6 protein-coding genes and 1 pseudogene are annotated in these 13384 nt (G+C 73.0%); 6 read left to right on the forward strand and 1 reads right to left on the reverse strand.

Annotation, left to right across the window (positions count from 1 at the left end):
* The 5 genes and pseudogenes from meaB to AB0L34_RS29210 form a co-directional block, all read left to right on the forward strand.
* Nucleotides 1-804: methylmalonyl Co-A mutase-associated GTPase MeaB (meaB, locus tag AB0L34_RS29190; protein WP_363708306.1), on the forward strand; the 804-nt coding region annotated here is incomplete at its 5' end.
* 84 nt (nucleotides 805-888) lie between these two features.
* On the forward strand, nucleotides 889-1302 hold the full coding sequence (locus AB0L34_RS29195) for an Asp23/Gls24 family envelope stress response protein (protein ID WP_350708685.1): 414 nt from the start codon (nucleotides 889-891) through the stop codon (nucleotides 1300-1302).
* Between the two features lie 109 nt (nucleotides 1303-1411).
* Nucleotides 1412-3100: a methylmalonyl-CoA mutase family protein gene (locus AB0L34_RS29200; protein ID WP_350708683.1), complete on the forward strand. Its 1689-nt coding sequence runs from the start codon at nucleotides 1412-1414 to the stop codon at nucleotides 3098-3100.
* A gap of 161 nt (nucleotides 3101-3261) precedes the next feature.
* A complete protein-coding gene (locus AB0L34_RS29205) occupies nucleotides 3262-4179 on the forward strand; it encodes a tetratricopeptide repeat protein (RefSeq protein WP_357456167.1) in 918 nt (305 codons plus the stop codon).
* A 66-nt stretch (nucleotides 4180-4245) separates the two neighbouring features.
* A pseudogene (locus tag AB0L34_RS29210) lies at nucleotides 4246-5181 on the forward strand (arginase family protein); the annotation flags it as partial.
* Nucleotides 5182-6035: 854 nt separating this feature from the next.
* Here the strand turns inward: AB0L34_RS29210 and AB0L34_RS29215 are convergent.
* Nucleotides 6036-8000, reverse strand: coding sequence for a penicillin-binding transpeptidase domain-containing protein (locus AB0L34_RS29215; RefSeq protein WP_363708309.1), 1965 nt, complete (start codon nucleotides 7998-8000; stop codon nucleotides 6036-6038).
* 286 nt (nucleotides 8001-8286) lie between these two features.
* Here AB0L34_RS29215 and AB0L34_RS29220 point away from each other — a divergent pair, with 286 nt between their 5' ends.
* Nucleotides 8287-13338 (forward strand): NAD-glutamate dehydrogenase, encoded by a 5052-nt coding sequence (locus AB0L34_RS29220; protein ID WP_363708311.1) that lies wholly within the window; start codon nucleotides 8287-8289, stop codon nucleotides 13336-13338.
* Nucleotides 13339-13384: the final 46 nt, after the last annotated feature.

Consider the following 13384-nt stretch of genomic DNA (forward strand, 5'->3'; position numbering starts at 1 on the left):
GTCGGCCTGACCGGCTCGCCCGGGGTGGGCAAGTCCACCACCACCAACGAGCTGGTCCGGGCGCTGCGCGCCCGGGGACACCGGGTCGGCGTGCTGGCGATCGACCCGTCCAGCCCGTTCACGGGCGGCGCGATCCTCGGCGACCGGGTCCGGATGCAGGACCACGCGACCGACCCGGGCGTCTACATCCGCTCGATGTCCAGCCGCGGGCACCTCGGCGGGCTGTCGGCGGCCACGCCGCAGGCGGTCCGCGTGTTGGAGGGCGCCGGCTGCGACGTGGTGCTGGTGGAGACCGTCGGCGTCGGGCAGGCCGAGGTGGAGGTCGCCTCGCTGGCCGACACCACGCTGGTGCTGCTCGCCCCGGGCATGGGTGACGCGATCCAGGCGGTCAAGGCGGGCATCCTGGAGATCGCCGACGTCTTCGTGGTCAACAAGGCCGACCGGGACGGCGCCGACGCCACCTACCGCGACATCCAGGGCATGATCGCCCTGGGCGAGCGCGGCCCGGGCGACTGGCGACCGCAGGTGGTCCGTGCGATCGCCGCGCGGGGCGAGGGGATCGACGACATCGCCGCCGCCATCGACAAGCACCGCGGCTGGCTCGTCGAGCACGGCGAGCTGCGCCGCCGCCAGGAGGCGCGGGCCGCCGCCGAGATCGAGGCGATCGCGCTGGGCGTGCTCCGCGCCCGGATCGGCTCCCTGCGCGACGGTACGGAGCTGCCGGCCCTCGCCGCGAAGGTGGCCGAGGGCGCCCTCGACCCGTACGCGGCGGCCGACGAGCTGCTCGCCCAGCTCGGCTCCTGAGGCGTCCCCTCCGGTTCCCGCCGACCTAGTACGCTCGCACCGCTCCACGGACCCGTGGGGCGGTGCGCGGCGAGTGGGGGGACGATGGGCGACGAGGCGACCCAGGAGCTGTCGGTGACGCCGGACGCGGTGGCGGGCGGGAGCACGCACGTCTCCGACGAGGTGGTGGAGAAGATCGCGGTGGCCGCCACCCGGTCGGTGCCCGGGGTGGCCGAGCTGGGTGGCGACGTGGCCCGGTTCTTCAACGCGGTGCTCGACAAGGTCGGGCTGGACCAGGTCGGCGACGCCCGGCGGGGCTGCTCGGCCCACGTCACGAACGGCGCGGCCGTGGTCAACCTGGTCATCGTGATCGAGGCGGGCCGGCCGGTGCCGCAGGTGACCGACGCCGTCCGGGTGAAGGTGACCGAGGCGGTCGAGGCGTACGGGCTGCGGGTCGACGAGATCAACATCCGGGTCGACGACGTGACGCTGGGGGAGCCCGCCGCGCCGACCGCCTGACCGGTACGGGCAGCTCAGGTTACCGGCCGGTACGAGTTGCCTTAGCGATCGTTCAGGCTGGGCTCTACACTCGACGTGCAGGTCGAGGACTCGAGGAGGAGCCCCGCGGATGAACGCCGACGAGATCGCAGCCGGACGGGCACGCTGGCAGGCCCGCTACGACGCCGCGCGCAAGCGGGACGCCGACTTCACCACGCTCTCCGGGATGCCCGTCGACCCGGTCTACGGGCCGCCGGAGGGCGTCGCCTACCCGGGCTTCGAGCGGATCGGCTGGCCGGGCGAGTACCCGTACACCCGGGGCCTGTACCCGACCGGCTACCGCGGGCGGACCTGGACCATCCGGCAGTTCGCCGGCTTCGGCAACGCCCGGCAGACCAACGAGCGCTACAAGATGATCCTCGGCGCGGGCGGCGGCGGCCTCTCGGTCGCCTTCGACATGCCCACCCTCATGGGCCGGGACTCGGACGACCCGCAGTCGCTCGGCGAGGTGGGCCACTGCGGCGTCGCGGTGGACAGCGCCGCCGACATGGAGACGCTCTTCGACGGCATCGACCTGGCCGGCGTGACCACCTCGATGACCATCTCCGGGCCGGCCGTGCCCGTGTTCTGCATGTACCTGGTGGCCGCCGAGCGGCAGGGCGCCGACCTGTCCCGGCTGGACGGCACGCTGCAGACCGACATCTTCAAGGAGTACATCGCGCAGAAGGAGTGGCTCTTCGACCCGGAGCCGCACCTGCGCCTGATCGGCGACCTGATGGAGTACTGCGCCCGGGAGATCCCGCGCTACAAGCCGCTCTCGGTCTCCGGCTACCACATCCGGGAGGCCGGCGCGACGGCCGCGCAGGAGTTGGCGTACACGCTCGCCGACGGGTTCGGCTACGTCGAGCTGGGACTCTCGCGCGGGCTGGACGTCAACGTCTTCGCCCCGGGCCTGAGCTTCTTCTTCGACTCGCACGTCGACTTCTTCGAGGAGATCGCCAAGTTCCGGGCCGCCCGCCGGATCTGGGCCCGCTGGCTGCGCGACGTCTACGGCGCGACCAGCGAGAAGGCGCTCTGGCTACGGTTCCACACCCAGACCGCCGGGGTGTCGCTGACCGCCCAGCAGCCGGTCAACAACGTCGTGCGGACGGCCGTCGAGGCGCTCGCCGCGGTGCTCGGCGGGACCAACTCCCTGCACACCAACGCGCTGGACGAGACCCTCGCGCTGCCCACCGACGAGTCCGCCGAGATCGCCCTGCGTACGCAGCAGGTGCTGATGGAGGAGACCGGGGTGACCAACGTGGCCGACCCGCTCGGCGGGTCGTGGTACGTGGAGGCGCTCACCGACAAGATCGAGGCCGAGGCGGAGGCGATCTTCGCCCGGATCCGGCAGCTCGGCGGGGAGGGGCCGCACCAGATCGGCCCGATGACCTCCGGCATCCTGCGCGGCATCGAGGACGGCTGGTTCACCGGGCACATCGCCGAGTCGGCCTTCGTCTACCAGCAGGCGCTGGAGAAGGGCGACAAGAAGATCGTCGGCGTCAACTGCCACACCGGCACGGTCGCCAAGGACCTGGAGATCCTGCGCATCTCGCACGAGGTGGAACTGGAGCAGCGCCGGGTGCTGGCCGAGCGCAAGGCCGGCCGGGACGACTCCGCCGTCAAGGCGGCGATCGAGCGGATGGTCGCGGTCGGCCGGACCGACGGGAACATGATCCCGGCCATGCTGGACGCCGTACGCGCCGAGGCCACCCTCGGCGAGATCTGCGACGCCCTGCGCGCCGAGTGGGGCGTCTACCGCGAGCCCGCCCGCTTCTGATCCCGCCCGCTTCTGATCCGCCCGACGGCGCCGGGGAACTCCCCGGCGCCGTCGGCTTTCCGGCAGGAGCCCCACACCTGCGACGACCGGTCGTGACAGTTGCAACTGTCGCCGTCGCGGTTGATCTGAGTTCGGCGGGTCGCGTGCGAGACTAGGTAACCATGAGCGACCCACGGATCACCTCGTCGATCTTCACCCGCGGCGCGGTCGACCTCAGCGCGCTGCGCACCCCCGCACCGGCCCCCGCCCGCCCCACCGCCCCCGCCCAGCCCGGCCCCTCGGGAGGCCTGCCCGGCACCGCCGGCGGCGGCGTCAGCGTCATCGACGTCAGCGAGGCGACATTCCAGTCCGAGGTTCTCGAACGCTCGCTCACCACACCGGTGATCGTGGACTTCTGGGCCGAGTGGTGCGAGCCGTGCAAGCAGCTCTCGCCGGTGCTGGAGCGGTTGGCCGCGGAGGGCGGCGGCGCCTGGGTGCTCGCCAAGATCGACGTGGACGCCAACCCGCGGATCGCCCAGATGTTCCGGGTGCAGGGCATCCCGATGGTCTACGCGGTGGTCGGCGGCCAGCCGATCGACGCCTTCTCGGGCGTGGTGCCCGAGGCACAGCTGCGGCAGTGGATCCAGGCGGTGCTCAAGGCTGGTGGCGTGACCGTCGCCGAGCCGGAGGACCCGCGCCTCGACGAGGCCGACGACGCCCTGATGAGCGGCGACCTGGACGCGGCCGAGCGCGCGTACAAGAAGATCCTCGCCGAGTCCCCGGCGGACGCCGCGGCGGAGGCGGGCCTCGCCCAGGTCGGGCTGGCCCGCCGGGTGGCGGGGGCCGACCCGGGCGCGGCGATCGCCGCCGCCCAGGCCAACCCCGACGACGTCGAGGCCCAGCTCCTGGCCGCCGACATCGAGGTGCTCAGCGGTCAGGCCGAGGCGGCGTACGCCCGCCTGGTGGGCCTGGTCCGCCGCACCGCCGGCGACGACCGCGAGAAGGTACGCCAGCACCTGGTCGGCCTCTTCGCGGTCGCCGGGCCGGAGGACCCGGCGGTCGCCTCGGCCCGCCGGGCGTTGGCCAGCGCCCTGTTCTGAGCACGTAGCACGCCAGCGCGGGCCGGCGTTCCGGCCGGCCCGCCCGACACCTGAGGACGGGAGCCCATGATGCGCCGGATCGCCGTCCTCGACGCGCCCAGCAACCTCGGCCTGCGCCCACCCACGCCCACCTCGGTGCCGGGCTGCGCCAAAGCCCCCGGCGCGCTGCGCGACCAGGGGCTGCTCGCCCGGCTGCGGGCCCGCGACGCCGGCTGCCTCACCCCGCCCCGCTACGACCCCGGCGACTGGCGACCCGGCGACGGGGTCTGCCACGCCCGGGAGATCGCCGACTACTCGGCGGCGCTCGCCGAGCGGATCGGCGCCATCATCGACCGCGGGGAGTTCCCGCTGGTCCTCGGGGGCGACTGCTCGATCCTGCTCGGCTCGGCGCTGGCCATGCACCGGCTCGGCGAGGCGGTCGGCGGCCGCATCGGGCTGGTCTTCGTCGACGGCCACTCCGACTTCCGGCACCCCGGCAACGCCTCGTACGTGGGCGCGGCGGCGGGAGAGGACCTCGCCCTGGTCACCGGGCGAGGGCAGGCCGACCTGGCCGCCATCGAGGGGCGCCGGCCGTACTTCCGGGACATCGACGTGGTGGTGCTCGGCATCCGCGCGCAGGACGAGTACCGCCTCGACCTCCAGGCCGCCGGGATCACCACCCGTCCGGTGCCGGCGCTGCGCGCCGAGGGCGCGGCGCGTACCGCCCAGTGGGCGCACGAGCAGCTCGCCGACTGCGCCGGCTACTGGGTGCACATCGACGTGGACGTGCTGGACCCGGCCGTGATGCCGGCCGTGGACGCCCCCGACCCGGGCGGCATCGCCTTCGCCGAGCTGGAGATCCTGCTCGCCGGGCTGGTCGACACCCCGCACTGCCTCGGCGTCGAGCTGACCGTCTTCGACCCCGACTACGACCCGGACGGCGCGTACGCGGCCGAGATCGTCAACACCGTCGTGGCCGGGCTGCGCCCCGTCTCCGCCCCGGGCGCGGTGCCGCCCCGGCTGCTGCCGGACTCGTCGGCGGCTACCGCCCCCACGGTCCGCGCCTCGTCGGCCGGCAACTCCTCGAGAGGTGCCTCGCCGGCCGGCAACTCCCCGGTCCGCTCCTTGTCGGTACCCTCGGCCCGGCGGGGCAACGGCCGTCCGGAGCCCCCGATCATGCCCTCGCCCGTTCCCGCTTCTGCCGCCGTCCCCGCCCCCGAGGACGACGATGACGACCGTCACCCGGGCGGCGGCGTCAAGGCGCACGCCGAGGACGTTCCGCCAGCTCTTCTCGGCCCGGTCGGCCCGGTCGGCCCGGTTGACGCGGTCGGGGTGGTTGCCCCGGTGGCCGACGGCACCGGTCCCGGCCAGGCCGCGCCGGAACCGGTCGGTCCGCCCGCCTCCGCCGGGCCTGGCCTGTTGCGCCGGGCGCCGTTCGCGGGCCTGGGCCCGGAGGATTCGCCGTCCGCGACCGACGACGGCACCTCGCCGTCCGCCGCCGGCATCGCCTGACGGCTGTCGGGGTCTCCGACAGAGCCGGCCCATCGGTTCGTCCGACCCGGCCGACTCGTCCGACCCGGCCGACTCGTCCGACCCGGCCGACTCGTCCGACCCGCCCGGCCCGGGCTCGGGAGTGCCGGTGGAACCCCATGGCTGTCACCGTCGACGGTTGACGTCCATGAGGTTCCACCCGTGGCGGTCCGCCGACGTTGGTCGGTGTCGGCCCTGCGGCGTCGCGACTGCCCCGTCTGTGGGGGGGGGGCAGCTCGACAGCGTCGAGCCGGCGGGTACGCCGCGGTCGGGTGTCAGCCGGGCCGGTCCTCGTCACCCCGGACCGGTCGGGTGCGACCCGTGGTGGGGCTGGCGCGCTGGGCGCGTCAGCGGGCCAGGGCGCGCAGGAAACGCTCGGCGGCGGGGACGGCGGTGGCGGTGCTGGCGCCGCCCTGCTCGACGAAGACCGCGAACGCGACGTCGCCCTGCCAGCCGACGAACCAGGCGTGCGTGTGCGCCGGGTTGTTGTCGTACTCGGCGGTGCCGGTCTTGCCGTGCACCGGCGCGCCCGGCACGTCCTTCAGCGCGGTGCCGGAGCCCGCCGTCACCACCTCGCGCATCATCGCCTTGACCGCCTCGACCGACTCCGGCTTGAGCTGCGGGCCGGGGGCGGCGGGCTGGGCCGGGGCCGGGTCAAGCACCAGTCTCGGCTGTTCGAAGCGCCCCCGGGCGACCGCCGCGGTGGCGGACGCCATGGCCAGCGGGCTGACGACCGTGGTGCCCTGTCCGATCGCGGCGGCGGCCTGCTCGGTCGCGCCGCCGTTCGCGGAGACCTTGCCCGTGAAGGCGTCGAGGCCCACGTCCCACTGCCCCTCCAGCCCGAGCGACCGGCCGGCGACGGCCAGCCCGTCGGGGCCGAGCTTCGGCGCCAGCGCCGTGAACGCCGTGTTGCAGGACTTCGCGAAGTCGGTACGGAACGGCACTGCCCCCAGCTCGAAGTTGTCGGAGTTCTTGAACGGCCGGCCGTCCACCGTGAACGTCTTCGGGCAGGCCACCGTCGTGTCCGGCGTCACCGCGCCGAGGTCGAGCAGGCCGAGCGCGCTGACCATCTTGAACGTGGAGCCCGGCGGGACCTGGGCGGTGAAGGCCAGGTTCTCCCCGGCCGCGCCGGGACCGTTGGCGGCGGCGAGTACGGCACCGTCGCTGATCCGCACCGCCACCAGCGCCGCCCGGCGCTTCTCGGCGCGCAGGGCGGCGTCGGCCGCGTTCTGGGTGGCCACGTCGAGCGTGGTCTTCAGCGGCTGCCCCGGTTGCGGCTCGCGGCGGAACACCTCGGTGCCGGTGGGGACCAGCGTGCCGTCCGGGCCGGGCCGCTCGGTGATCACGGTCAGCCCGGGCGCGCCGCGCAGCCGTTCGTCGTAGCGGCCCTGGAGGCCGCCGTGGCCGACCAGGTCGCCGGCCGCGTACCGGTCGGGGTGCTTCGCCAGGTCGTCGGCCTGGGCCGGGTCGACCGAGCCGAGCACCGCCCGGGCGAACTCGCGGGTGGGCGCGAGGTCGAGCTTGTCGCTGCGGAACTTGGTGCCCGGCAGGTCGTAGATGCGGGTCTTGATCTGCCGGTACGCCTCCTCGCGCAGGGTGACCACCTCGACGAACGCGCCCGGGTCGGCGTCGGCGAGCCGCTTGGGCAGGCCGGAGAGGTCCACCGGCGGGGTGATCGCCGGCCGGATCGCCCGGAAGGCCGCGTCCAGCTTCCGGGTCAGGCCCGCCACGTCGGTGACCTCGCTCGGTTGCAGCCCCACCCGCACCACGGGCCGGGGCGCCACGATCGGCTGGCCGGCGGCGTCGAGCACCGCGGCCCGGGGGCCGGGGTCCCGGCGCAGCCCGAGCCGGTCGCCCCGGCTGAGCTGCTCCTGCACCAGCTGCGGCTCCCAGATCACCCGCCACTCGTCGTCGCCGCCGCGGCTGAGCCGCACCTGCCGGTCGTACGCCCAGCGGGTCTGACCCGGGAGGCTCCACTCGACCGTGACCACCGCCGTCGCGACGTCCGCGGTGATCTTCGCGTCGCCCTGGCGGGTCAGCGCCGGCGCCGTGGCCGCCAGCTCGCCGGAGAGCTCCTTGATCTCGCGGGACACGTCGGCGGCCGGCACCTTCGCGCCCGCCGGGTCCACGAACCCGACGGCCTGGAGGTCGCCGGACCGCCAGCCGGCCAGGAACGCGTCGACGCTGCGCTCCGGCCCGTCGTCGCCCGAGCAGGCGGTGAGCGCGCCGGCCGCGAGCGCGGTCACGGCGAGCAGCGCGAGCGACGGGCGGAGCCGGTTGCGAGGGTGACGGCTGGGGTACGAGGGGTGCATGGAGCAGTCCTCCGATCTCGGAACTGCCGTCACGCTAGTACGGCCGTGCCGTCCGTACCGTCCCGAGGCGGCTGCGACGTGCGCAAAGACGGGCCTGCGACGGGGTGATGAACAACCGGCGGCGGGGTACTCCCCGACCGGCCAACCTCGTATCCGCAACGGGTGAAAGGACAAAGTCCGGAACCGGACGTCCGCACCGTGGTCCGCCGACGAAGGCGCGGAACGGCAGGCCTAGGCTGGGCGGCAGAGTGACCCACAACGCGGTGGGTCGAGGGGAGTGGCACCGATGGACCGGCGTCCGGCGATCAAACCGGGACCCGACCTCCGGCAGGCTGACACCAGCCGGGACGACAGCTTCGATTCGGCAACCGACGGGGACGGCTTCGGCCGGCCCGACACAGGGGTGACCGGGATGACCGGTACGAGTATCGACACGATCTACGACCTGGGCCTACCCGCTGACGCGCTGGCCGACGACGTGGAGGACAACGAGCTCGACGAGCCGGTACCCAACGCGGAGCGCCTGGTGGCCCAGGCCGTGGCGCTCGCCGGCGACGACCACGACGTGGCGACCCTGGTCAGCCGCTTCTGGCGGTTCGCGCCGGACGAGGAGCTGATCGGCTTCACCGCCGAGGAGATGCTCGAAGCGGCGCGCGCGCACCGGGACCTGGCCCAGCAGCGGGTGCCGGGCGAGTTGAAGCTCCGCATCCACGAGCCCGACGCCGACCAGCACCACACGGTCATCGAGATCGTGACCGACGACATGCCCTTCCTGGTCGACTCGGTGACCGCCCTGCTCAACGCGCGCCACCTGGACGTGCACCTGCTGGTGCACCCGCTGGTGGTGGTGCGGCGCGAGCCGCTGGGCCGGCTGGTCGAGGTCTCCGCCGACGTCGAGCCCGACGACGCGCTCGCCGGCGACCTGGTCGAGAGCTGGATGCACATCGAGATCGACCCGGTCCGGGACGCCGCCGAACGGGAGAAGCTGCGCCGCGAGCTCCAGCGCGTGCTGACCGACGTGCGGGAGGCGGTCGAGGACTGGCCGAAGATGCGCCAGCGGGCCCTCGCCCTCGCCGACGAGCTGGCCGCCGCGCGGACGTCGGACAACCGGCCGCCGGTGCCGGAGAAGGACATCACCGACTCGGTGGAGTTGCTCCGCTGGCTCGCCCACGACCACTTCACGTTCCTCGGGTACCGGGAGTACCGCCTGGCCGACACCGGCGACGGGGGACAGGCGCTGGAGGCCGTGCTCGGCACCGGGCTGGGCATCCTGCGCCAGGACTCCCCGGAGGCCCGGCCGCTGTCGTCGATGACGCCGGAGGCGCACGACAAGGTCACCGAGAAGCGCCTGCTGATCATCACCAAGGCGAACTCGCGGGCGACCGTGCACCGCTCCGCCTACCTCGACTACATTGGCTTCAAGATCTTCAACGAGGCCGGCGAGGTGGTCGGCGAGCGGCGCTTCCTGGGCCTGTTCTCCACGGCGGCGTACCGCACCAGCGTGCGCGAGCTGCCGGTGGTCCGCCGCAAGGTGGCCGAGGTGCTGGACCGCTCCGGCCTGAGCCAGCGCAGCCACTCCGGCAAGGACCTGCTCCAGATCCTGGAGACCTACCCGCGCGACGAGCTGTTCCAGATCAAGACCGACGACCTCTACCACGCCGTGATCGGTGTGCTGCGGATGGCCGGTCGCCGGCAGCTGCGGGTGTTCCTGCGCCGGGACGCGTACGGGCGGTTCATCTCCTGCCTGATCTACCTGCCCCGGGACCGGTTCACCACGCAGAACCGGCTGCGCATGCAGGACATCCTGCTCCGCGAGCTGCACGGCGTCGGGGTCGACTACACGACCCGGGTCACCGAGTCGATGCTCGCCCGGGTGCACTTCACCGTCCGGACCGACCCGACCAAGCCTCCGAGCGACATCGACGCCGACCTGCTCGCCGAGGAGTTGGCCGACGCCACCCGGCTGTGGGACGACGACTACCGGCTGGTGTTGGAGCGCAAGCTCGGCGACGAGCAGGCCAAGCACCTGTTCAGCCGGTACGCCGACGCCTTCCCGGAGGGCTACAAGGACGGCCACACGCCGTACGAGGCGATGAAGGACCTGGCCAAGCTGGAGCTGCTGGAGGAGCCCGGCCAGCTGGAGATGCACCTGTTCCGCAAGCAGGCCGCGCCGCGGGCCGGCGGGCGGGGCCCGGACGTCGACGAGGCGATGGACGTCCGCTTCAAGGTCTACCGGTACGGCGAGCCGATGATGCTCTCCGCCGTGCTGCCGGTGCTGCACTCCCTCGGCGTCCGGGTGGTCGACGAGCACCCGTACGAGGTGGACCGGATCGACGGCCGCGTCTACCTCTACGACTTCGGGCTGCGGCTGCCGGAGGGGCACCAGGAGTTGGCCGAGGTGCGCCCGCACGTGGAGAACGCCTTCGCGGCGGCGTGGCGGGGCGAGGCCGAGGTCGACGGCTTCAACGAGCTGGTGCTGCGTAGCGGCCTCACCTGGCGGCAGGTGGTGGTGCTTCGGGCGTACGCGAAGTACCTGCGCCAGACCGGCGCGGTCTTTTCGCAGGAGTACATGGAGTCGACCTTCATCGCGTACCCGAGGATCGTCACGCTGCTGGTGGAGCTCTTCGAGGTCCGGTTCGCGCCGGGCGCGATGGGCCACGAGGAGCGGGAGCAGCGCAGCGAGAAGCTGGTCGCGGAGATCCGGGGCGCGCTGGACGACGTCGTCAGCCTCGACCAGGACCGGATCCTGCGCGCCTACCTGACGCTGATCCAGGCCACCCTGCGCACCAGCTTCTACCAGAAGCGCGAGGACGGGCGGCCGAAGTCGTACGTGGCGTTCAAGCTGGACCCGCAGGCGATCCCCGACCTGCCGGCGCCCCGGCCGAAGTTCGAGGTCTTCGTGTACTCGCCGCGCTTCGAGGGCGTGCACCTGCGGTTCGGGCCGGTGGCCCGGGGCGGGCTGCGCTGGTCCGACCGCCGGGAGGACTTCCGCACCGAGGTGCTCGGCCTGGTCAAGGCGCAGATGGTGAAGAACGCCGTGATCGTGCCGGTCGGCGCGAAGGGCGGCTTCGTGCTCAAGCAGAAGCCGGGGGACCGCGACGAGGCGGTCGTCTGCTACAAGGAGTTCATCTCGGCGCTGCTGGACGTCACGGACAACATCGTCAGCGGCGAGATCGTGCCGCCGGAGGACGTGGTCCGGCACGACGGCGACGACCCGTACATGGTGGTCGCGGCGGACAAGGGCACGGCGACGTTCTCGGACATCGCCAACGAGATCTCCACGGCGCACAACTTCTGGCTCGGCGACGCGTTCGCCTCCGGTGGCTCCGCCGGGTACGACCACAAGAAGATGGGCATCACCGCCCGGGGCGCCTGGGAGTCGGTGAAGCGGCACTTCCGCGAGATGGGACACGACACCCAGACCCAGGACTTCACCGTCGTGGGCGTGGGCGACATGTCCGGCGACGTGTTCGGCAACGGGATGCTCTTGTCGGAGCACATCCGGCTGGTGGCCGCGTTCGACCACCGGCACATCTTCCTCGACCCGGACCCGGACGCCGCCACCTCGTACACGGAGCGGAAGCGGTTGTTCGAGCTGCCCCGCTCGTCGTGGGAGGACTACAACCGGGAGCTGATCTCGGCCGGCGGCGGCGTGTACCCGCGTACCGCCAAGTCGGTGCCGATCTCGCCGCAGGTCCGCGAGCGGCTCGGCCTGGACGCCGAGGTGGAGCAGCTCTCGCCGCAGGAGCTGATGAAGGCGATCCTGACCGCGCCGGTCGACCTGTTCTGGAACGGCGGCATCGGCACGTACGTGAAGGCATCCAGCCAGACCAACGCGGAGGTGGGCGACAAGTCCAACGACGCGATCCGGGTGGACGGCCGGAACCTGCGCTGCCGGGTGGCCGGCGAGGGCGGCAACCTGGGCTGGACCCAGCTCGGCCGGATCGAGTACGCCCAGACCGGCGGCCGGATCTACACGGACTTCATCGACAACGCGGCCGGGGTGGACTGCTCCGACCACGAGGTGAACATCAAGATCCTGCTGAACACGGCGGTCGCCGACGGCGCGCTGACCCTCCCCGAGCGGGACGAGCTGCTCGCCGACATGACCGACGAGGTCGCCGAGCTGGTGCTGCGGGACAACTACGACCAGGCCCGGGCGATCAACAACGCGCAGGCGCAGGCCGCCTCGCTGCTGCCGGTGCACCGGCGGATGATCACCGAGCTGGAGCGTTCCGGGGCGCTGGACCGGGCCCTGGAGGCGCTGCCGCCGGACGACGAGCTGGCGGTGCGGACCGAGTCCGGGCTGACCGGGCCGGAGTTCGCGGTGCTGCTGGCGTACGTCAAGATCGTCCTGGAGACGGAGATCCTCGCCGAGGGGCTCGCGGACGAGGAGTGGACGACCGACGTCCTGGTCAACTACTTCCCGACGCCGATGCGCGAGCGGTTCGCCGACCGGATGGGCCAGCACCGGCTGCGCCGGGACATCGTGACCACCGTCCTGGTCAACGAGGCGATCAACCGGGGCGGCATCACGTTCGTCTTCCGGGTGGTCGAGGAGACGGCCGCCTCGGCGGCGGACGTGATCCGGGCGTACGTGGTGGTCCGCGAGGTGTTCGGGCTGCGCGAGCTGTGGGACGCCGTGGAGGCCCTGGACAACAAGGTCGACCCGGAGCTGCAGACGAGCGTCTACCTGGACACCCGGCGGCTGCTGGACCGGGCGGTGCGGTGGCTGGTGACCAACCGCCGCTCGCCGATCGACGTGCCGGCGGAGATCGCCAGGTTGCGCGACGGCGTGGCCCAGCTCCTGCCCGACCTCGAGGAGCGCTTCTACGGCAGCGAGCGGGAGTCGCTGGCGGCCCACATCGACTCGCTGACCGAGCGGGGGCTGCCGCGTGACCTGGCCGAGCAGACGACCCGGCTGATGTACAGCTTCGGCCTGCTCGACGTGGTGGAGACGGCGGCGAGCAGCGGGCGCGACGTCGGTGAGGTGGCCTCGGTCTACTTCGTGCTCTCCGACCGCTTCCGGGTCGACTCGCTGCTGTCGAAGATCTCGCTGCTGCCGCGGGAGGACCGCTGGCAGACGCTGGCCCGGATGGCGCTGCGCTACGACCTGTACGCCGCGCTGGCCGCGCTGACCGCCGAGGTGCTCGACTCCACCCCCGGCACCCTGCCGCCGCAGGAGCGGGTGCAGGAATGGGAGCAGTCGAACGCCACGTCGATCCACCGGGCCGAGCGGGCGATGGGGGAGTTCGACGAGTCCCGGGCTGATCTCGCCGCCCTGTCGGTGCTGCTGCGCCAGATCCGCACCCTGGTGCGGACCTCCGCCGCCGCCTGACGCCGGACACGCCGCGCGGTCCGGCCGGTCGGTTCCCCGACCGGCC

The organism is Micromonospora sp. NPDC052213, assembly GCF_040679695.1.
Taxonomy (GTDB): Bacteria; Actinomycetota; Actinomycetes; order Mycobacteriales; family Micromonosporaceae; genus Micromonospora.